Raw genomic sequence first — 20,826 nt, forward strand, 5'->3', positions numbered from 1 at the left:
TGATTATTCGTCGTCCGAAAAAAGGTGGCGGCGTTATTGTTGGGAAATAGGTCGCTCACCTTTTTCTGACTTTTTGGTGCGTCCCCGCTGGATGGCTATTTCAGGATTGGAAAGCGGTCCTTCCCGCTGCTTCTGAATCTGCTGTTGGCACCAGAATGTCCAGTGCGCGCGTCACCAGCAACTCACCCAGGACGCCCAGTTGCTGAGTGGCCAGAAGCTTATGGCGATAGGCGCCATCCAGCTCGAAAGCCAGGTCAGTCGTGAGTGCGTTCAGCGAGGCGAGGGTTTCGCAGGCCTGTACCAGCAGGGTTTCGGGATCGATGCCTTGGGCGATACAGAAGATATCCGCGCCGGATTGGCTTGGGCATGGGGGATTGGGGCTGTGCTTTTTCATGACTGCAACTCCTTGATTGGTGGAGTCGCCAGACATCGCTGCTAAACGAAAAGGGTGGCGACTGTACGCGGGTTAGCAGACCAGGAATCAAGGAACCCAGCGCACTCGAAAGTGCCCCACGCACAGCCGCCATAACGTGGACAAGCGAACGCAAGATGCTTCGCTTGAACGGATGGTGGCATTGCATGCCTTGATATTAACCGAGCTGCTAAACCCGGTCGCTGATTTTGCAGCGACGTTTCAAGGCTAGTCGTGTCGATTGATGAGCACCAGTTCACCAAGGGCGCGACGTCTTGCGGGAAAAATCCGAAGGTCCATTCTGCGGTGTGTTTTCAGGAGCCCAGAACAGCAAAACCCGCACGACGAGGCGGGTTTTGGTGGTGCTTCGTGTTTGGGCCGGGGTAAGTTGAATTAGATCCGTAATATATTGTTTTTAATATAAAAACTCTGGTTTTACTGATCGGTTGGAATACCACCTGGAATGCTTCAGTGCTAACATTTCTCCCCAGTGAGAAGATTGAGTGCTCAGGTTTGGTGGCAGTAACAGAGTATCAGGGCAAGCAACAGTTATACGTCGCAGTCCCCCGAAGCCCTCAAGGGCCTGCGCCAGATCGCCTTGGTCGAATTCAGCAAGATATGCAACCGATTGGAAGGTGTTGTTGTCTCGTCCTCACGACTGAAGTCTCTGGATCCGCAATGCAGCACCGAAGAGTCGCTTCGAACAGCAGATCGCCGGCTACCGCGATGCCCTGGCGTTGATCCACGAATCGGCCGAACACATGACCTTCAACGAAGGCGCGGCGCTGTAACTGTACAGCATGATGTATCGGTGCATGCCGCTGCCCAGCGGACGCTGGAAAGCCGCCAAAAAATGATATCATCGAACACCTTCCGGACGGCACGTCACGGCCGCGTGTCCAGCCAGTAGCCGCTCATTTGACGCCGATGGCCGTGGCCGACTTGACTCGGTACTCTCCACCGCACTGGATCAGCACCTGGCCGACCCACTGGGGCTAAATCCGCTGGCGATACTTGACCTCCTATGTATTTACACCTTCCAAGACGGCAATGGCCGCATCTCTCGCTTGCTGAGTCTGTGCTGCTCTACCAACTCGACTACGCCGTGGGTCGCTATATCAGTCTAGAGCGCATCTTCGAGGACGCCAAGGAAGGCTATACCAGACACTGGAAGCAAGCTCACAGGGCTGGCATCAAGGGCAACACGACGTCAAACTCTGACTCGACTACTTCTGGTGAGCTCTGCTGCGGGCCTACCGCGAGTTTGAAGAGCGTCGGCACCATTGAGCGCTTTCGAGGTAGCAAAGGCCACCGGGTTCGCACGGAAATCCTGGATCGAGCCCTGCCGTTTTCTATTTCGGAGATCGAGGAAACTTGCCCAGGCGTCAGCCGGGACGTAGTGCGGCTGGGGCTGCCGACAATGAAATCGGAGGAGTTGATTGAATCGACTGGCAAAGGGCGTGGCGCGAAATGGCGTCGCACGACGTAAAAAATAGGGACTTAGCATGAAGTTCAATGAAGACACCCGAGTCAAAATCCCAGTCATCCTCCATCTGATGCGGCTGGGCTATCAGTACCTGTCACTCAAGGATCAAACCTGGGATCAGAATACCAATATCTTCCCAACGCTTTTTTTTGCCGCCATAAGCAAAATCAACCCAGGCATCAAACCGGATGATGTGCATCGCCTGCTGGAAGACACCAAACTGCTGCTGGATAACGAAGACCTCGGCCGCGCTTTCTTTGAACGCCTGAGCGCTCGCTCCAATACCCGGCTGATTGATTTCGAAAACTTCAACAACAACAGCTTCCATGTCGTCACGGAACTGACCTGCCAGAATGGCGATGAAGAATTCCGGCCAGACATCACCTTGCTGATCAACGGCATGCCGCTGGTCTTTATTGAGGTGAAAAAGCCCAACAATCGTGAAGGTATACTGGCCGAGCGTGATCGCATCAACAAGCGCTTTCAAAACCCCAAATTCAGACGCTTTGCCAACACCACCCAGTTCATGATCTTCTCCAACAACATGGAGTACGACGACGGCGACCCGGAGCCTGTACAAGGTGCTTTCTATGCCAGCAGCTCCTACCATAAGCCGGTCTTCAACTACTTCCGCGAAGAAGAAGTACTGAACCTGACGGCCCTGCTCAAGCCGCTGCCGGAAGCGGAAGAGATCAGGGTATTGAAAGACAACAACCTCGAAGTGATCCGTAACAATCCCGAGTTCCAGACCAACAAAGATCCGAACCGGCCAACCAACCGTATCTGCACCTCATTGCTTGGCAAAGAGCGGCTGGCATTTATCCTGCGTTACGCGCTCGCCTATGTGTCGGAGGCTGACGGGCTGCACAAGCACATCATGCGTTACCCGCAGCTATTCGCCACCAAGGCCATCGAAAGAACACTCGATAACGGCATCAAGAAGGGGATTATCTGGCATACCCAGGGCAGCGGCAAAACCGCACTGACCTTCTACAATGTTCGCTTTCTGACCGACCATTTTCAGAAGCGGCAGATCGTTCCCAAGTTCTACTTCATCGTCGATCGGCTTGATCTACTACAACAAGCACAGCGGGAATTCATCGCACGCGGCCTGACGGTTTACACCATCGATTCGCGCGAAGCCTTTACCCGTGCCATCAAGGCAACCCAGGTGATCCACAACCATTCGGGCAAACCGGAAATCACCGTGGTCAACATCCAGAAATTTAAGGACGACCCGGATGTCGTTTCGACCAATGACTACGACGTCGCCATCCAGCGCGTGTACTTTCTTGATGAAGTACACCGCAGCTACAACCCCACGGGCAGTTTCCTTGCCAACCTGGGCCAGTCGGACACCAACGCCATCAAGATCGGTCTTACCGGCACACCACTGCTGGGCGACGACTACAACTCGCGGGCGCTTTTTGGCGGCTACATCCACAAATACTATTACAACGCCTCCATTGCCGACGGTTACACGCTACGCCTGATCCGGGAAGAGATCGCCACTAACTACAAAATGGTGCTGCAACAGGCACTGGAAGACGTGGAAGTCAAAATGGGCGACGTAGACCGCAAGCTCATCTATGCCCATGCAAGTTTTGTCGAGCCGATGCTGGACTACATCGTCACCGACTTTGAAAAAAGCCGGGGCACGCTTAACGATGCCAGCATTGGTGGCCTGGTGATCTGCGACAGCTCGGAACAAGCCAAGCAGATGTTCGACATCTTCAACGCGGTCTATGCACAAACTTCCAGCGCACCTTATGAAGTCAAGGACTCCGCACAAATCCTGATTGCTGCCGCCAAACCAAACAGCTATGCCGCCAGAGTCAGGCTGGATAACAAGGTCAAAAGCGCAGCGCTGATCCTGCACGACATCGGCACCAAGGAAGAACGCAAAGACTGGGTGGAAGACTTCAAGGCAGGAAAAATAGACCTCCTGTTCGTCTACAACATGCTCCTCACCGGCTTTGATTCCAAGCGCCTGAAAAAGCTGTATCTGGGCCGGGTGATTCGCAAACACAACCTGCTGCAGGCGTTAACCCGAGTCAACCGCACCTACAAGGATTTCCGTTATGGCTACGTGGTGGACTTTGCCGACATCAGCAAAGAGTTCGAGGCAACCAACCAACGCTACCTAAAAGAGTTGAACGATGAACTCGGCGACGAAATGGAGCACTACTCCAAGCTGTTCAAATCCCGCGAAGAAATTCAGCAGGAAATTGAGCAAATCAAAGATGTGCTGTTCCGCTTCGATATTGAAAACGCCGAAGTCTTTGCCGACCAGATCAACCAGATACAAGATCGGCACACCATCCTGGCACTGAAAAAGGCACTGGAAAATGCCAGAAGCCTCTATAACCTGATCCGCCTGCAAGGCGAGTATGGCGCTCTTGATGAGCTGGATTTTGCCAAGCTGAACATTCTGTATCGGGAAACCTGCAACCACCTGGACATGCTCAACCTCAAGGAAAGCATCGAGCAAGGTGCGGACACCACTAACCTGCTGAATGTCGCCCTTGAGGATGTCATCTTCAAATTCATCAAGATCGGCGAAGAAGAACTGGTACTGGCCGACCAGTTGAAGAACACCCTGCGCCAAACCCGCGAGGCGCTGGCCAGCAACTTTGACCAGCAAGACCCGCAGTTCATCAGTCTGAAGGAAGAGCTGGAGCGCTTGTTCAAGAAAAAGAACCTCAGCGAAGTCACCCAAGATGAAATGGTCGCCAATATCGGCGCATTGGAAAAAATACATGTACGTGTAAAAGAGCTAAACCGCCAGAATAACCAACTCCGGCAGAAGTATCTGGGCGATGCCAAATACACCCGCATCCATAAGCGCTTGCAAGAGCGTCAAAACAGTAACAACGACATAAATGAATCAGAACGCAAAATATTCGCGGCACTTACCGGGGTAAAACAGGACGCCGACGAACAGGCGCTGAATAACCATCAGATATTGCTCAATGAAAACTACTTTGAGCGACAAATGATGCCACGAGTCATAGTCCGATTCCTGGATGAGCAACAGATACAACTTAACCCCGACACCTCAGATTACATCAATCATTTGGTCGTCACCGAATACCTGAATGAATACAACAGTGGAGCACGTTCGTGGTAGAGTTTGAGTTTCAACAGAAAGCCAAGGCATTGATCGACAGCCTGAAAAGTATTTGCGCCAACTATGGTTTGGGCAATGATGGCAACGAATTCAAGATCATCACCCAAGCATTTCTGTACAAGTTTCTCAACGACAAATTCGCCTACGAGGCGAAACGAATCAAACCTATCTTGGTTGCCGAAGCCAGCTTGGAGGACGCACTGGCAAAGATGCCAAAAAACGAACTGGAAATGCTGCAACGGCGGATGGGCGGTGACACGGCTCGGCTGAAACCAGTGCACTTCATCGGTTACCTCTACAATAGGCAGGCCACCGCTGATTTCGCCAAGCTATTTGACGATACCCTGCTGGATATAGCCATCAGCAACAACGACGTGTTCGCAGTAAAAACCGATCGCGGTACAAAAGTTGTGCTGTTTGACCGTCTGAGCCAGTACATTGCCGACGAATCCAAGCGTGATGATTTCTGCCGGGCCATTATCAACAAGCTAGTGGACTTCAGCTTCGAGCGTATTTTCACTCAGAAATTTGACTTCTATGCCACCCTGTTTGAATACCTGATCAAGGATTACAACAGCAACTCAGGTGGCAAATACGCCGAATACTTCACCCCCCATGCGGTAGCGCGCATCATGGCGGAAATCTTGGTGCCGGAGGGCACCCGCAGCGACGTACGCAACGTCAGCGTATACGACCCCTCCGCAGGTTCCGGTACCTTGCTGATGAACGTCGCACATGCCATCGGTGAAAACCGTTGTAGCATTTATACCCAGGATATTTCGCAAAAATCCTCCAGCCTGCTGCGGTTGAACTTGATTCTGAACAACCTAGTGCACTCCATCCCCAATGTGATTCAGGGCAACACCGTCTTGCACCCCTATCACCGTGATGGCAAAGACCTGAAGAAATTTGATTACATCGTCTCCAACCCTCCCTTTAAACTGGACTTCAGCGATTTTCGCGATGCGTTGGACAGCAAGGAAAACAAGTCACGCTTCTTTGCCGGTATTCCCAAGATAAAACCGAAAGCAACGGACAAAATGGAAATCTACCAGTTGTTCTTGCAGCACATCATCTATTCGCTCAAGCCCGGTGGAAAGGCTGCCGTGGTAGTGCCCACCGGCTTTATCTCCGCGAAATCAGGTATCGACAAGGGCATCTTACAATATCTTGTCGAACACAAGATGCTGGCCGGTGTGGTATCCATGCCCTCCAATATTTTTGCTACCACCGGCACAAACGTCTCCATTCTATTTATAGATGCCAGCAGCAAAGACAAGGTAGTGCTGATTGACGCGTCTAATCTCGGCGGAAAAATCAAGGACGGTAAAAATCAGAGGACCGTTCTCAGTCCGAAGGAAGAGCAGTTCATTATCGATACCTTTAACTCCAGAGAGGCCGTAGAAGATTTTTCCGTGACTGTTAGTTATGAGCAGCTCGAAGAAAAAAACTACAGTCTGAGTGCAGGTCAGTATTTCGATGTTAAGGTTGAATATATTGATATCACGCCAGATCAATTCGCCGAGAAGATGAACAGCTTTACCGTAAATCTAGAAAGCCTATTTGTGCAGTCACATGAGCTGGAGGCTGAAATAAAGAAACAGCTGGCGGGGTTGAAGTATGAGTAATGGTCATGCAGTATCGTCGTATTTAAAAGGTTTTCCAGGAAAAACCATTCCATTAGATGATCTGTGCACTTCAATTACGGACTGCCCTCACTCAACCCCTAAGTGGGCTGATGAAGGTGCGATCGTCATAAGAAACTTTAACATAAAGGGCGGTGAGCTTGATCTGTCCTCGCCGTCCTTTACAGACCAAACTTCATTTAAAGAGAGGGTTAAAAGAGCCGCGCCAGAACCAGGCGACATAATTATAACTAGAGAGGCCCCAATGGGAGAGGTTTGCTTAATCCCAGCTGGTCTAGAATGTTGCCTTGGCCAACGCATGGTGTTACTTAAAGTCAACCAAAAGAAAATATCGAGCCAATATTTGCTCTTTGCGCTACAGTCTGAATTTGTGCAGAAACAAATCAGGAAGAGTGACAGAACCGGCTCGACTGTTAGCAATTTGTGTCTGCCGGATCTGAGAGCGCTAGAAATACCTATTTTAGAAAATACTAGCAATATTGCGGCAGCACTAAAAGCAATTACTGACAAGATCAAGACGAACAATCGCATAAACTCCGAGCTAGAAGCTATTGTCAAAACACTTTACGACTACTGGTTTGTTCAGTTCGACTTCCCTGACACTAATGGCAAGCCCTACAAGACCTCCGGCGGCAAAATGGCCTACAACCAAACTCTGAAGCGGGAAATCCCGGAGGGATGGGATGCCACAACGTTGTCGAAAATCACTCCTGTTAGCAGTCAGTCAGTAAATCCAGCGAACTATCCTGATAAGGTCTTCAGGCACTTTAGTATCCCAGTATATGACGCCACTAATAACTTTGGAATTGAGGCTGGCGAAACCATTGGGAGTAACAAATTCACTGTCAAAGATAGTGATGTTTTGGTCTCAAAGCTGAATCCGTGGTTCAGCCGAGTTATTTACGCCATGGAAGAAGAGGGCTTGATTTGTTCCACGGAATTTGTCGTGTGGCGAACACCAAGCAGTAGTATCAAGAACTTTCTGTACATGGTGGCCACGTCGCCACAATTTATCGCGCACTGTACACAATCAGCAACGGGCACCTCCAACAGCCATAAACGGGTAAATCCAGGTGTCATGATGCGCTTTCCAGTTCCGTTCAATCTCGAAGTGGCTAAGGCTCTTGGCGAAAAACTAGACTCCATGATTAAAGCAATAATTGTGAACCAAAGAGAGAATACTGGATTGGCAAGACTTCGCGACTGGCTTCTCCCTATGCTAATGAATGGCCAGGTCAAAGTAATATGACGGAACAATAACGGGAGAGTTTTATTTGGTCTGCGCTTGATGATGAGCAATAAATCTTGTCCCCATTTTTTGAAGTTGCCCCTTTTGATTTTTCATGTAACGAGGTCTATGAATTGCTTAGAATGGATTTGGGCTGTCGAGCGTCGGCTTAGCCAAGCGATTCGTCGAAGTAATCGCTATCGAGCCTGGGCACTTTGCAAAGCTGCGAGCTGACCCCCACCTCGTGGTCGAGCATCAAGGTTACCAAGCGTTTACCGTCGACCAGTACCAGCCCCTCGACCGAGTGCGCGAAGTCAACGGCCTGGGCGGTGAAGCCAGAGGTGGTAATGAATACACCGCGTTTGGCTTTCTGCCCGGCCAGGGCGCCATAAAACGCTTGCAGGTCGGGACGCCCAACGGTGTTCTGCCAGCGCTTGGCCTGCACGTAGACCTTTTCCAGCCCCAGTGCGTCCAGCGAGATGACGCCGTCGATGCCACCGTCGCCACTGCCGCCGACTTGTTGCAGAGCCTGCCGGTTCGCGCCATAGCCCAGGCTGTGCAGCACGTCGAGTACGATGTGCTCGAAGCGCGTAGGGCTGGCTTGCAGCAAATTGTCCAGCAGGTCTCCTGCGACGCTGGTGCGCAGCTCAAGGATGGCTTGGTTTAGGCGCTCCTGCGGGCTGCTAGTGGCGAGGCCGGCTTTGGCAATAGGCTCTGACGTGTCGCTGCTTTCATCCAGCGAGGCGGCGTCCGGTGCTGTCTTCAGCTTCACGCTCATGAAGTTCACAGCTAGGTGCTCGACTTGCTCTGGGCTCAACGGGGTCGGGTTGGCCTGGGCGAATGCGCGGCCGGTGTCGGTCAACTGCCAGTAGCCACGCTTGGCGCTGCTGGAGTAGCCAGCACGCTTTAGCCGATCATGCGCCCAGCCTGATCGATTCTTGTAGGTGGCCTGGCCACTTGCGATGGTCTCCTGCCGCTGTGACTCGCTCAGGCCAAGAGACATGGCGGCGGCTTCGTGAGCCTCGCTGGCGGAGGAACCGTCAGGGAGTGTGGCGAGAAAACGTAGGATGGGCTCTATGAACTGGTCGTAGGTCGGGACTGACATGGCTCTTTCTATTCCTGATGAGAGGCTTAGTCCAACGTAGTAGCTCAGCGACTGCGCTTTGTCTTAGTGAGCCAAATTGCTGATCTCAACGCGCTGCCTACCATATTTATACCCATGACTTTTCTAAGCGACGAGCGAGCAGTCGCAGGGTTAGGAGGTAGTAATACCGCGTTGCATTGCTGCGCCGGGCTAGACGCTTTTCTAGGAACCAAATCACATGCTTCCGCTGCCAAGTCCAAGGCGTTTCTCGCTGCCAGCGCTCTGCAATCTCAGCCTGGATGATTTTCGCCTGTCGTACATGGCGTTGTCGAGTTGCGTGCGAGCCCGTTAACACCGCAGACAAGAACAGCTCCATTTCGAATGACTTGCTCATGCGCACCCTCCAATGTAGGCAGCGACCACGTCGATCCGCCCGTGCCCCAGCTCATAGCTGATTTGTCGTCGGGCCTCTCGATCAAGGTTCCTGTCTACCTGGCAACATTGGCCGCCATTGATTGGCGCGGGGTATTGGGTTATGTGCTCGTAGCGCTCACATGCATACGCCGCTCGTAGCTCATGAAAGCCTTTGAGGTTGTGCTCATGGAGGATGCCCCGAGCAGGTCGGACGAATTCTTGCAGAACCTCCAGGTAACGTTCGTTTGGTGCAATCAGGTTGCGGCTACCCGCAGGTGACACCTGCCGTGCAAACCCAAGTGCACCTCGAACATGGTCGTCCACCGCAATCCAACGTGGTGCCGAGGCGCCGGCGCGACCGCCTTTGGTGCCATCCTGAATGTTAATCCTGCCTAGGACATTAGCCTCATGGCTCAACCGTGGCAGGTCAGCCAAGATGGCCTCACGTAAGCGCATGCCGGTGGCTCGCGCCAATAGGACGACAGCGGCGGCGCGTAGCTGATGGTGGCGGCAAAGCGCATCGACGATCTGCTTAACCTGTTCGCGATCCTGGCCCTGCGGGATCGTGTGACGAACCCCGGTGCGCTGCATACCCAACGCCTTGCTCGGATTGGGCAACTTCACGCACTGATCACCGCGTAGCGCTGCCATGGTCCTGTTAACGCTGGAGAGCCGGTTTTGAGCGGTGCTGACGGCGAGGTCACCGCGTCTAACCACGTCGTGAAGATACGCCGCATAGTCGGCCAACACCTTCCGATCAATCTGCCGCGCATCATTGATACCGGGACCCTGTTCGGAGCGGCACCACTTCACGAATGCCAGCCACCGATCACAGTGCGCTTTAACCGTGCCGTAGTGGCCACAGCCGAACATATCTTTTAGCGCCTGCGGTCCTGCATAGCTCAACTGCCTGCCGTAACCGAAATTACGACCATCGCGCCTACCCACTAATGCCATGTCGGTCACCTCACGTTTCGTTCTCCCGTCCTCACCCCACGTCTTCCCGCCAAGAGTGCTGAGTGTTATCAGGGATCAAGGCCCCTGCGACCTGTGGGGGGTATCCACTACACGGGACTGGCGGCTCCTTACGACCGGGAGCAAGGGCATCTCATGATCTGGCCTCCTGAGCACCGATACCGGTGGGCGGGTGGAGGCTGCACTGGCTGACGAGACCGGTGCCGCGAGATCCTGAGTCGGGTGGAAGCAGTAATGCGATGACCGGGGCATGCCTGACTGTCAGTCAGGTGCAGTCCATTCCGTGGTCTGCGGCACCATCATCTACATCGCTGTTGCTGGTGACATCGGCGTTTGTCACACCGATTGTCACGAGGGGAATTGCCGCAAAGCCAAGTGCGATAAGGGCTGCAGCAATGCTAGAAGTGCCCGTCTCTTTCCAGGAGAAAGAGACGGGCACAGGCTGGCGCAAGATTCGGCCAAGCGGATAGGTTGCTGCAGGGCAGCGAAGTAGGAAGTGTCGTCTGGCGCACGAGGGCCATGATCTGAAGTAGGCATCCATCACCGGGGGAGGTGACCGGGCGAGCTGCCGGATGCGAATCGCCATTTGGGGGGAGAACCACCGCGAGAGCGGCGTGACCTTCAAGGTTCGGGTCACCTGGGTTGCTGTCATCGACAGCGCTTGCACGGCCAGTTCTACGCCTGTGGATAAACCCGGTCAAGGTTTGAAATTCAGCGTCACTTTGGACTTGAAGAACGGTTATCCACCGATGGAACTCCGTGGCAAACGCCGGACAACGTGGTTGCTTTTAGCTCTTCAAAGTAAGGTCCATCCAAACAGGGCGGCTTTGCAGCCCTGTTTGGATGGACCCGTGTTAAAAAGCGGATACGCGAGGCTGCCTCCCCGAATCTTGAGCGCTCAAATGTTGCTGCTGCCGTTCTTGCGCTGTACAGAGCTAGCGGATCGGCACCACGTTCTTGTCTCTGGCTTGGCCGTATGCGGAGGCGAGCAGGCTGCCGGTGGCGGCTTTCTGGATGTAGTCACTCCACCAGGCCATCATCGGTCGTCTGCGTTCAATGTAGTCGGCTCGGTTGTAGGCGCTGCGCACCTCATCCTTGTCTACATGCGCCAGTGCGACCTCAATGAGCTCCGGGTCCCACCCATGTTCATTCAAAATGGTGCTGGCCATCGAGCGCATGCCATGGCTGACCAACCGATCTTGGAAGCCCATACGTTTTAACGCCATGTTGGCGGTCTGGCTATTGGCGTGGGTACGTGGATTTCTGTCGGCCGGGAAGACGTACTCGCGATGACCGCTGTGAGTCCTCAGTGACTCCAACAGTGCGACCGCGTGATCACTCAACGGGATGCTGTGAGGGCGGCGTTTTTTCATCCGCTCCGGTGGGATAGTCCAAACACGCCTCTCGAAGTCGATGTCTGCCCAACGAGTAGTCGCCGCCTCGGCGGGGCGAGTCATCGTGTGCAGCTGCCATTCGATCAGGCAGCGGGTGGTGCGTTTGATACTGGCGTTCGCGATCTCTAGCATGAGTTCGGGGAGCTCTTCGGGCGGAAGCGCAGCCATATTCTCTTTCTTGGGCTTCTTGAATACTGCCCTGATGCCGCTGAGTGGGTTGGCGAAGATCAGACCGGAGTTCACCCCGTAGGTCATGATCTCGTTAAGCCGCTGACTAAGACGCTTGACCGTCTCCAGGCTGCCTTTAGCTTCGATTGGACGAAGTAACCCGATCACCATCGGCGCGGTGATTTTCGCGAGTGGCGTCGTCCTCAAGTCAGGGAGCACATGCAGCGTGAGCGACCGCCAAATGTCCTCGGCGTAGGCCGGGGTGACCGAGTCTTTCTTGAGCTCGAACCAGGCGGTGGCCACGTTCTCGAAGGTGTGTTCGGTTTCCGCGCGCTTGGCTTCATTCAACGTATTGCGCTGCACCTTCGGATCGATGCCCTGGGCGAGCAGCTCGCGTGCTTCGACTGCCATCTTTCGTGCGTTCGCCAGCGACAGCTCGGGGTAGGTCCCGAAGCCGATGTTGATGCGCTTCTTGGTCACCGGTTCGCGGTAATTGAAATTCCACAGCAACGAGCCGTTGCTGCGTACGCGGAGCTGCAAACCGTCACCGTCGGTGAGGACGTAATCCTTGGACGCGGGTTTGACTCCCTTGAGCTGTCGATCGGAGAGGCGGAGGGTTTTAGCAGGCATGAGATTGTCCTCAGGCACTGATTCGGTATTCCAAAGATTAGCACCGGATGGGCTGGAATACCGTCTGGAATACCCGAGCGGCCGGAACTCAAAAAATCTCAGAAGACCGAAAAAGCGCTGGAGGCCGCGTATTTACTGGATCGCAGACACAAAAAAAGACGTCCGTGGACGTCTTTAGATGTTGAAGTGGTGGAGCCGGGGGGATTTGAACCCCCGTCCGCCAGTACTCCGCTGTCGGTACTACATGCTTAGCCGTATCTATTAAGTTAACCCTCAGCGACCCGAAGGGCAGGGTGCTTTGGGCGAGTTGTGTAAGTTTTAGCCGATTCGTCCACAACGTACTGCACGGCGATTCTGTTCTATATGACAATCACTTTGGGTTTACAGACATCCCCTGGTGATTGCTGGACCCGAAGGTACCAGAAGCTCAGGATCTAAAGCTGCTTACGCAGCGAGAGAGAATTCCTGGCCGTAGGTTTCGTCATTGGCAACTATAAGAAGTTGCAACAGTGGATTTACGAGTTCTGTTACCAACTCGGCATGCACCTAAAGTTTCGCAACCGGCGTCGAATCCTAAACGGCCCCGTGCTTGTAACTCGTTGTTTCTTAGTGAGTGACAAGCCTGTGCAGTGTACGCCAATCGGTCACAGAAGGCCAACCCGAAGGTTGGCCTGAGCAGTCAGCAGGTTACTGATTGCCGCCTTTGTCCGAGTCCTGCAGGCTTTGCAGCGCCTTGGAGGTGATCTCGATGCATTTTTTGTCATCGCCAGCTGCATGGGCTGCCTTGGCTTGGGAAACGGCGGTGTCGATTTCGCCAGATTTGCCGCTGGTGTCGGTGGCGAGCAACGCTTTCCCGTTGTTGATTTTGTCCAGGTTGATTTGGCACAGATCGTCTTTTGTTCCGGCGGCAAAAGCGGGGGACGCCAGCATCGCAGCGGTAATGAACAAACCAGCAAGAGCGGAACGCTTCATGGGTATCTCCTCGTGCAAATAGGGCTCGATGCTGCCGGTTTTCCGTGCAGCCAGCGAGGTCACTGATGAGCCTCGTTTGTCGAGGCCTATGCAGATGACTACGCCGGCGCGCAGGGGTTCTGTTTTGTCGCTGGATTAGTCGAAAAACCCCGAAATCATTAGGTTTGGCACCAAAAAGGGGCGGCTCTAATGGGCCCGCGGCTGGGTTACTCGGTCCACGAGGTACACCAGGCCGTGGTAATCAATTCCACCGTGTTGCGTCAGACCAATCTCACATGTACGGCTGGTGGAAATGCCCTCGCTGCAATGTTGCACGGCGTCCTTCAGGCTGCGCAGTGAGTGCGCGTTCAGCTCCGGCGTGGTGAAGCCTTTGTCGCCGGCAAACCCACAGCAATGAATGCCTTCGGGGATCACCACGTTTTTGCTGCACTGCCTGGCCAGGTCGATCAGCGCCTGGCTTTCTCCCAAATGCTGGGTGCTGCAGGTGACATGCACGGCGATCGGGGCTTCCTGGGGGGTGAAGTCGAGGCGGTCCATCAGGTGGGTGCGGATAAAACGCACGGGGTCGTAGAGGTCGAGACGGGTTTCGGCCAGGTCCTGGACCAGGCGCAGGGTGCACGGGCTGGTGTCGCAGTAGATCGGGTCGAGGCCGCCACGGCTGGCGTGGAGCAGGGCGCCGATCAGTTCCTGGCGTTTGTGTTCGGCTTGTTCGGCGTAGCCCTTGGATGCGAAAGGCTGGCCGCAGCAGAGGTTGTCCTGATTGTCGGGGAAGACTACCTGGTAACCGGCTTTTTCCAGCAGGCCGCGGGTTTTGTCGTACAGCGACATCTGTTCCTGGTCACCGGCTGCCGGGCCCATCGCACGTGATACGCAGGCAGCGAGGTACACCACCCGTGGACGCTCATCGCTCACGGCGGGGCTGAAGCGAATGGCCTTTTCCGGTTGCGGCATGGCGTTGGTCCACTGGGGGATTTGCCCCTTGGACAGGCGGGTTACCGTGGCCGAGAGCTTCGCCAGTCGCGGCGCGCCCAGCAGCATGCGCGCGCCGTTGGCTACGTGCAGGGTGAAGCGCGCACCTTGCAGTGCTGTGGCGAAGTGCGTCGACAGCCATTCAGCTGTTTTGGTGCGGTCGGCGTCGCGGCCGCGCAGCTTTTTCACCAGGTCGCCGGTATTGATGCCTACCGGGCAGCGTTGGGCGCAAAGCCCGGTGGCCGCGCAGGTGTCGATGCCTTGGTATTGATAGGCCGCCTCCAGTTCGGTGGTGTCGATGCCGGCGCGTTTCCGGGCCTGGATATCGCGCCAGATCACAATGCGCTGGCGCGGGCTCAGGGTCAGTCCCTTTGATGGGCAAACCGGCTCGCAGAAGCCGCACTCAATGCACTTATCCACAAGCTCGTCGGCGGCGGGCAGTGGCTTGAGGTGCTTGAGGTGGATTTGCGGGTCTTCGCTGAGCACCACGTCCGGGTTGAGAATGCCGTTGGGGTCGAGCAGGCGCTTGAGTTGCCACATCAACTGGTAGGCATCGCTGCCCCATTCCAGTTCGACGAAGGGTGCCATGTTGCGACCGGTGCCGTGCTCGGCCTTCAGCGAGCCGCCAAACTCCACCGCCACCAACTGGGCGACGTCGTCCATGAACGCCTGGTAGCGCGCGACTTCTTCCGCGCTGTTGAAGCCTTGGGTGAACACAAAGTGCAGATTGCCTTCCAGAGCGTGTCCGAAAAGGATCGCTTCATCGTAATGATGTTTGTCGAACAACTCGATCAGGCGATTAACGCCAATGGCCAGTTGTTCCACCGGGAAGGTCACGTCTTCGATAATCACGGTGGTGCCGGTTTTACGCACGGCGCCCACGGCGGGGAAGGTGTCTTTGCGGATCGCCCACAGGCGGGCGTTTTCCACCGGGTCTTCGGTGAAGTCGACTTGTTTCTCCACCGGGAAGCTGGCCAGGGAGGCCATGATCAGCGCCAGTTGTTCATGCAGCAGCGAGGGCGAGGCCGCGCGGGACTCGATCAGCAGGGCGCAGGCATTTTCCGATAGCTGCTGTACGAAAGCCGGCATGCCGGGTTTGTCCTGCACCGAACGCATGCTGCGGCGGTCCAGTAGTTCAACCGCTGAAACAGGTTGGGTTTTGAGTACGGTCACCGCGTTGCAGCAGGTTTCCACATCGGGGAACACGATCAGGGCCGAGGCTTTGTTCGGGTGATCGATCACCGTGTCGTAGGTCACTGCGCTGATAAAGCCCAAGGTGCCTTCGGAACCCACCAGCAGATGGCTGAGGATATCCAGTGGCTCGTCGAAATCCACCAGGGCGTTGAGTGACAAGCCGGTGGTGTTTTTCAGACGGTATTTGTGGCGGATTTTCGCAGCCAATTCGGCGTTGGCCCGCGTTTCGCGGCCCAGGGTCGCCAGGCGTTCAAGCAGGTCGCCATGACGTTGGCGAAAGGCCGCGACACTGGCCGGATCTTCGGTGTCCAGGCGGCTGCCGTCGGCCAGCACCAGGCGAATTCCTGCCAAGGTGTGATAGGTATTCTGCGCCGTGCCGCAGCACATACCGCTGGCGTTGTTGGCGACGATGCCGCCAATCTTGCAGGCATTGATCGACGCCGGGTCCGGGCCGATCTTGCGCCCGAATGGCGCCAGCCAAGCGTTGGCCTGCGCCCCGATCACGCCGGGCTGCAGGCGGATTTGTGTGCCCTGGCCGCGAATCTCGCGCCCGTTCCAATTGTCCCCGAGCACGATCAGTACCGAGTCGCTGATGGCCTGTCCCGAAAGGCTGGTGCCCGCCGCACGAAAGGTCACCGGCACGCGGTCGCGTTGGGCCAGTTGCAGCAGCGCCACCACCTCATCTTCCGACTCGACACGGATCACCAGTTGTGGGATCAGTCGGTAAAAGCTGGCGTCGGTGCCGAAGGCGAGGGTGGAGAGTGGATCGTCGAAACGACGATCTTTCGGGATCAGTTGTGCGGCGTCGCTCAGAAAAGCAGCAGGCAGGCTCATCGGTCCTCCAGAAATAGCAGACGCCGGAATCGCTGCCCGGCGTCGGTTCTTACCCTATCGCGTGCAGGTCTTAGTGCACCAGCATACCGGTGAACCAGTAAGCCTGGGCCAAGGTGATCAGCCCGACGATCGTCGCGAAAAACAGGCTGTGCTTGAGGGTAAAGCGGAACAGGTCGGATTCCCTGCCCACCAGGCCAGTCGCGGCGCATGCCACGGCGATCGACTGCGGCGAGATCATCTTGCCGGTCACGCCGCCGCTGGTGTTCGCCGCTACCAACAAGGTGTCGTTGACGCCGATCTGGTGCGCGGTGGTGGCTTGCAGTGAGCTGAACAGCGCGTTGGACGAGGTGTCGGAGCCGGTCAGAAACACGCCGAGCCAGCCAAGGAATGGCGAAAAGAATGGGAAGGCTGCGCCGGTACCTGCGAGCACCAGGGCCATGGTCGATGACATGCCTGAGTAGTTGGTGACGAAGGCAAAGGCCAGCACCATGCCGATGGACAGGATCGGCCAGCGCAGCTCATAGAAGGTTTCTTTCAAGGTGGTCAGACCAGTTTTGAAATCGATCTTCAGCACCAGCATCGACACCAGGGCGGAGAAGAAAATCGCCGTGCCGGTTGCGGAAATCGGATCAAGCTTGAATACCGCAGGGATGGCCGTTGGCGTAGCAACGATGGGCGCAACCTTGATCACCAGTTGATCCAGGTGCGGAATCGCAAAGTTGAACACCGAGCTGTACATCGCGCCGCCAGCGGCGAACATCGCCTTGAACGGCTTCAGGGTCCAGATGGTGACCAGCACGGTCAGGATCAGGAATGGCGACCAGGCTTTGAAAATTTCCCCCAGGCTGTAAGGCGAAGCCAGGGTGTTGCGAGGCAGGCCAAAGCCACCGGCGCTGGCAGTGACGGCAGTGCCGGACGTTGCGCCAGCGATTTGCGCGCCGGCAGTGCGCTTGGGCTGCCAGACTTTCAGGAACAGGGTCAGGGAAATAAGGCTGGCCAGGGCCGAGGTGATGTCCGGCAGTTCAGGCCCGATGTAGTTCGAGGTGAAGAACTGGGTAACGGCGAAGCTCAGGCCCGCAACCAGTGCGGCTGGCCAGGTCTCTTTGACACCGCGCACGCCGTCCATCATGAACACCAGCCAGAACGGTACGAACAACGACAGTAGCGGCAACTGGCGACCGGCCATGGCGCCGATCTTGAACGCGTCGATGCCCGTCACCTGGCCGGCGACGATGATCGGAATCCCCAGTGCGCCGAAGGCAACGGGTGCCGTGTTGGCAATCAGGCACAGGCCGGCGGCGTACAGCGGGTTGAAGCCCAGTCCTACCAGCAATGCGGCAGTAATCGCCACCGGTGCACCGAAGCCGGCTGCACCTTCCAGGAACGCGCCGAAGCAGAAGCCGATCAGCAGTACTTGCAGGCGCTGGTCGTCGGTAATCGACAACACGGAACTGCGGATGATCTCGAACTGGCCGCTCTTGACCGTCAGTTTGTAGAGGAATACGGCGGCGACGATGATCCAGGCAATGGGCCACAGGCCGTAGGCAAAGCCGTAACCGGCGGCGGCGAGTGCCATATCGACCGGCATCTGGAAGGCAAAGATCGCCACCAGGATCGACAGTGCCAAGGTGATGCTGCCCGCAACGTGGCCTTTGAGGCGGAACACCGCCAGGGCCAGGAAGAAAAATACGATGGGAATGACGGCGGCCAGTGCGGACAGGCCGAGGCTGCCGAGCGGGCTGTAGAGCTGTTGCCAGGTTTGCATATGGGGTGGCCCCTAATTGTTGTTGGTCAGGCACTGCTTTGGTGATTTGGGTAATTGGTATTACCAATTTACAATCACCGTTGGCTAGGTTAAAAGCCTTCAGGGGGATGTGTCAATTTGCCGCTTGCGAATCTTTGGTCGTAGGTCAGCGTGAGTGGATGCTGATTGGCTGAAACGAGGACGTTCTGATAGGTGCCGGATACACGGCAATAGGCCAGAATAGGGGCCCCGGCGAGTGGTCGGGATGGTGGAGAGTGAGTTATGGGGTTTGATCAGGTGCGTCAGCGCCGTTTGTCTGACGATATCGTCGAGCAGCTTGAGGGCATGATCCTTGAGGGCACGCTGAAGTCGGGCGAGCGCTTGCCGGCCGAGCGCGCACTGGCTGAGCAGTTCGGGGTGTCGCGTCCGTCGTTGCGTGAAGCGATCCAGAAGCTGGCGGCCAAAGGTTTGCTGATCAGTCGTCAGGGCGGGGGCAATTATGTGGTGGAGTCGCTGGGTTCAACCTTCAGCGATCCGCTGCTGCATCTGCTGGAAAATAATCCCGAGGCACAGCGCGACCTTCTGGAGTTTCGTCAGACCCTGGAAGCCTCGTGCGCGTATTACGCAGCGTTGCGCGCCACTGAGGTGGACCGCGAGCGGCTGACGGCGGCCTTCGAAGAGCTGCAGGATTGCTATACGCGGTCAGATGAAGTGAGTCGGGCGGAAGAGGGCGCGGCGGATGCGAGGTTTCACTTGGCCATTGCCGAGGCCAGCCATAACGCGGTATTGCTGCATACCATTCGCGGCCTGTTCGATCTGCTCAAGCGTAACGTGGTGACCAACATTGGTGGCATGTATCAGCAGCGTACCGAAACACGGGACATGTTGATCAATCAGCACCGTGATCTGTACCTGGCGATTATCGAAGGGCGTGCCGAGCAGGCGCGGGAGGTTTCAACACGTCACCTGCTGTATGTGCAGGAAGTGCTGGAAGAAGTTCGTCAGGAGGTTCAGCGCATGGCGCGGGCGGAGCGGCGCAAGGGGATGTAGCGATTGTTGTGGCTGAGGGAGTGGGCTCCCTCAGCCACATCAAGTCACAAGAAATTCAATCTTCCTTGCCCTTGTTACGCACGGCGCGCTGCAATTCCCGGTTGGAATCGCGTTCGCGCTCGGTGTCACGCTTGTCGTATTCCTTCTTGCCCTTGCCCAGTGCGATCTCGCACTTGACCAGGTGCTTGCTCCAGTACCACGACAGGCAGACGCAGGCGTAGCCTTTTTGCTGCACGGCAGCTTGGAGTTTTTCCAGCTCGCGAGCATTGAGCAGCAGCTTGCGCGTGCGCACCGGGTCGGCAATCACGTGGGTGCTGGCGGCCATCAGCGGCGTGATATGACTGCCGAGCAGCCATGCCTCACCGTCCTTGAGCAGCACGTAACTGTCGACCAGTTGCAGCTTGCTGGCACGCAGACTTTTTACTTCCCAGCCGGCCAGGACCAGACCAGCCTCGAACCGATGTTCGATGAAGTAATCGTGTCGCGCCTTTTTATTTTGCGCGATGGTCCCTGTTGGGTGTTTCTTTTGTTTAGCCATAGGGGCGGCATTATAGGGAGTTGCGAGCGCGTCGGCTACGGTCAACCTGCGTGCTTGAGCGTGTTGAATGAATCCCGGACAATGTAGGCTGGTTTTTGATTTTTTCTTTCGCGAATCTTCTTGTCCTTTCGCGATGTTTGCCGCTCAGCTGTGGAACTAACGCTCACATGACGACGCATATTCAACGTTCGGCCCTGCTGCCTTACCCGGCACAGGCGCTCTATGACCTGGTCAACGACGTGGCGCGTTACCCGGAGTTCCTGCCTTGGTGTTCGACTGCCGAGGTGTTGGAGAACAGTGATGAGCATATGGTTGCCAGCGTGGGGGTGGCGAAGGGCGGCTTGAGCCAGCACTTTGTCACGCGCAACACGCTGGTGCCCGGGCAGTCCATTGAGATGAATCTCGAAGAAGGCCCGTTCACTCAGTTGCATGGTGTGTGGGTGTTCAAGGCGTTGAACGAGAAGGCCTGCAAGATCAGCCTGGATCTGTCGTTCGACTATGCCGGCCCTATCGTGCGTGCCACCTTGGGCCCATTGTTCAATCAAGCGGCCAATACCTTGGTGGACGCGTTCTGCCAACGCGCCAAGCAAATGCATGGCTGAGCCATTGGTTGATATCGAGGTGGTGTACGCCGCGGTGGATCGCCAGGTGTTGATGAGCCTGGCAGTAGCGCCGGGTTCAAGCCTCAGGGCGGCGGTGCAGGGTTCTGGAATGGCCGCGCAATTCCCGGAGCTGAATTTGGAGAATTGCCCTTTGGGGATTTTCGGCAAGGTGGTTGCGGACGCGGATGTTCGTTGTGTGCAGGCTGGAGACCGAATCGAGATCTATCGGCCATTGCTGGCAGATCCGATGGAGATACGTCGCTTGCGTGCGGCGAAGGCTGCCAAGGCAAAACAGCAGAATTCATAGCTTGAGAAACGGTAGGCAACAAAAAGCCCGGCATGCCGGGCTTTTTATC

15 protein-coding genes, 1 other RNA gene and 1 pseudogene are annotated in these 20,826 nt (G+C 55.8%); 7 read left to right on the forward strand and 10 right to left on the reverse strand.

Annotated features, from left to right (window positions below; translation table 11 throughout):
* Nucleotides 1-100: 100 nt before the first annotated feature.
* On the reverse strand, nt 101-394 hold the full coding sequence (locus NVB75_RS23775) for a DUF6124 family protein (protein WP_258343606.1): 294 nt from the start codon (nt 392-394) through the stop codon (nt 101-103).
* 489 nt (nt 395-883) lie between these two features.
* On the opposite strand from NVB75_RS23775, the pseudogene NVB75_RS23780 reads away from it, so the two are divergent.
* The 4 genes and pseudogenes from NVB75_RS23780 to NVB75_RS23795 all read left to right on the forward strand — a co-directional run bounded on the left by NVB75_RS23780 (nt 884) and on the right by NVB75_RS23795 (nt 7,923).
* Nucleotides 884-1,901, forward strand: a pseudogene (locus tag NVB75_RS23780) (Fic family protein).
* 16 nt (nt 1,902-1,917) lie between these two features.
* Nucleotides 1,918-5,028 (forward strand): type I restriction endonuclease subunit R, encoded by a 3,111-nt coding sequence (locus NVB75_RS23785; RefSeq protein ID WP_258343608.1) that lies wholly within the window; start codon nt 1,918-1,920, stop codon nt 5,026-5,028.
* Nucleotides 5,022-6,656, forward strand: coding sequence for a class I SAM-dependent DNA methyltransferase (locus NVB75_RS23790; protein ID WP_258343609.1), 1,635 nt, complete (start codon nt 5,022-5,024; stop codon nt 6,654-6,656). Before NVB75_RS23785 ends, NVB75_RS23790 begins: the two co-directional genes overlap by 7 nt.
* Entirely contained in the window at nt 6,649-7,923 is a 1,275-nt protein-coding gene (locus tag NVB75_RS23795) for a restriction endonuclease subunit S (protein WP_258343611.1), read from the forward strand. The genes NVB75_RS23790 and NVB75_RS23795 overlap by 8 nt, the downstream gene beginning before the upstream one ends.
* Before the next feature lie 148 nt (nt 7,924-8,071).
* Here the strand turns inward: NVB75_RS23795 and NVB75_RS23800 are convergent, their stop codons facing one another.
* The 8 genes from NVB75_RS23800 to NVB75_RS23835 form a co-directional block, all read right to left on the reverse strand.
* Nucleotides 8,072-9,007 (reverse strand): restriction endonuclease, encoded by a 936-nt coding sequence (locus NVB75_RS23800; protein WP_258343612.1) that lies wholly within the window; start codon nt 9,005-9,007, stop codon nt 8,072-8,074.
* Nucleotides 9,008-9,113: 106 nt separating this feature from the next.
* Nucleotides 9,114-9,380, reverse strand: a complete 267-nt coding sequence (locus NVB75_RS23805; protein ID WP_258343614.1) for a hypothetical protein — start codon at nt 9,378-9,380, stop codon at nt 9,114-9,116.
* Nucleotides 9,377-10,357 (reverse strand): integrase domain-containing protein, encoded by a 981-nt coding sequence (locus tag NVB75_RS23810; RefSeq protein ID WP_258343615.1) that lies wholly within the window; start codon nt 10,355-10,357, stop codon nt 9,377-9,379. The genes NVB75_RS23805 and NVB75_RS23810 overlap by 4 nt, the downstream gene beginning before the upstream one ends.
* A gap of 953 nt (nt 10,358-11,310) precedes the next feature.
* Nucleotides 11,311-12,567, reverse strand: a complete 1,257-nt coding sequence (locus NVB75_RS23815; protein ID WP_258343616.1) for an integrase domain-containing protein — start codon at nt 12,565-12,567, stop codon at nt 11,311-11,313.
* A 187-nt stretch (nt 12,568-12,754) separates the two neighbouring features.
* Nucleotides 12,755-13,152: a transfer-messenger RNA gene (gene ssrA / locus NVB75_RS23820) on the reverse strand.
* 102 nt (nt 13,153-13,254) lie between these two features.
* Nucleotides 13,255-13,539: a hypothetical protein gene (locus tag NVB75_RS23825; protein WP_008436825.1), complete on the reverse strand. Its 285-nt coding sequence runs from the start codon at nt 13,537-13,539 to the stop codon at nt 13,255-13,257.
* A 186-nt stretch (nt 13,540-13,725) separates the two neighbouring features.
* The gene (locus tag NVB75_RS23830) at nt 13,726-16,536 is read right to left on the reverse strand and encodes an FAD-binding and (Fe-S)-binding domain-containing protein (RefSeq protein ID WP_258343617.1); all 2,811 of its coding nucleotides are present in this window, start codon (nt 16,534-16,536) and stop codon (nt 13,726-13,728) included.
* Nucleotides 16,537-16,606: 70 nt separating this feature from the next.
* Nucleotides 16,607-18,301, reverse strand: coding sequence for a lactate permease LctP family transporter (locus NVB75_RS23835; RefSeq protein ID WP_258343618.1), 1,695 nt, complete (start codon nt 18,299-18,301; stop codon nt 16,607-16,609).
* 261 nt (nt 18,302-18,562) lie between these two features.
* Here NVB75_RS23835 and NVB75_RS23840 point away from each other — a divergent pair, with 261 nt between their 5' ends.
* Nucleotides 18,563-19,330 carry an FCD domain-containing protein gene (locus NVB75_RS23840; protein ID WP_226477075.1) on the forward strand — a complete coding sequence of 256 codons (768 nt, stop codon included), beginning with the start codon at nt 18,563-18,565 and terminating at the stop codon, nt 19,328-19,330.
* Between the two features lie 55 nt (nt 19,331-19,385).
* Here the strand turns inward: NVB75_RS23840 and smpB are convergent, their stop codons facing one another.
* Complete coding sequence (gene smpB, locus NVB75_RS23845) at nt 19,386-19,868, reverse strand: SsrA-binding protein SmpB (RefSeq protein ID WP_258343619.1); 483 nt, start codon at nt 19,866-19,868, stop codon at nt 19,386-19,388.
* A 167-nt stretch (nt 19,869-20,035) separates the two neighbouring features.
* Between smpB and NVB75_RS23850 the strand changes: the two genes are divergently transcribed.
* Nucleotides 20,036-20,470: a type II toxin-antitoxin system RatA family toxin gene (locus NVB75_RS23850; RefSeq protein ID WP_177019335.1), complete on the forward strand. Its 435-nt coding sequence runs from the start codon at nt 20,036-20,038 to the stop codon at nt 20,468-20,470.
* Nucleotides 20,463-20,777 carry an RnfH family protein gene (locus NVB75_RS23855; protein ID WP_258343620.1) on the forward strand — a complete coding sequence of 105 codons (315 nt, stop codon included), beginning with the start codon at nt 20,463-20,465 and terminating at the stop codon, nt 20,775-20,777. The genes NVB75_RS23850 and NVB75_RS23855 overlap by 8 nt, the downstream gene beginning before the upstream one ends.
* The last annotated feature ends 49 nt before the right edge of the window (nt 20,778-20,826 follow it).

The organism is Pseudomonas sp. CBS, from assembly GCF_024734645.1.
Taxonomy (GTDB): Bacteria; Pseudomonadota; Gammaproteobacteria; order Pseudomonadales; family Pseudomonadaceae; genus Aquipseudomonas.

Coding starts and splice junctions, on each gene's coding strand:
- NVB75_RS23835 (WP_258343618.1), bottom strand. CDS start 18,301: ATGCAAACCTGGCAACAGCTCTACAGCCCGCTCGGCAGCCTCGGCCTG.
- NVB75_RS23800 (WP_258343612.1), bottom strand. CDS start 9,007: ATGTCAGTCCCGACCTACGACCAGTTCATAGAGCCCATCCTACGTTTT.
- NVB75_RS23825 (WP_008436825.1), bottom strand. CDS start 13,539: ATGAAGCGTTCCGCTCTTGCTGGTTTGTTCATTACCGCTGCGATGCTG.
- NVB75_RS23810 (WP_258343615.1), bottom strand. CDS start 10,357: ATGGCATTAGTGGGTAGGCGCGATGGTCGTAATTTCGGTTACGGCAGG.
- NVB75_RS23850 (WP_177019335.1), top strand. CDS start 20,036: ATGACGACGCATATTCAACGTTCGGCCCTGCTGCCTTACCCGGCACAG.
- NVB75_RS23830 (WP_258343617.1), bottom strand. CDS start 16,536: ATGAGCCTGCCTGCTGCTTTTCTGAGCGACGCCGCACAACTGATCCCG.
- NVB75_RS23785 (WP_258343608.1), top strand. CDS start 1,918: ATGAAGTTCAATGAAGACACCCGAGTCAAAATCCCAGTCATCCTCCAT.
- NVB75_RS23855 (WP_258343620.1), top strand. CDS start 20,463: ATGGCTGAGCCATTGGTTGATATCGAGGTGGTGTACGCCGCGGTGGAT.
- NVB75_RS23840 (WP_226477075.1), top strand. CDS start 18,563: ATGGGGTTTGATCAGGTGCGTCAGCGCCGTTTGTCTGACGATATCGTC.
- NVB75_RS23815 (WP_258343616.1), bottom strand. CDS start 12,567: ATGCCTGCTAAAACCCTCCGCCTCTCCGATCGACAGCTCAAGGGAGTC.
- smpB (WP_258343619.1), bottom strand. CDS start 19,868: ATGGCTAAACAAAAGAAACACCCAACAGGGACCATCGCGCAAAATAAA.
- NVB75_RS23805 (WP_258343614.1), bottom strand. CDS start 9,380: ATGAGCAAGTCATTCGAAATGGAGCTGTTCTTGTCTGCGGTGTTAACG.
- NVB75_RS23775 (WP_258343606.1), bottom strand. CDS start 394: ATGAAAAAGCACAGCCCCAATCCCCCATGCCCAAGCCAATCCGGCGCG.
- NVB75_RS23795 (WP_258343611.1), top strand. CDS start 6,649: ATGAGTAATGGTCATGCAGTATCGTCGTATTTAAAAGGTTTTCCAGGA.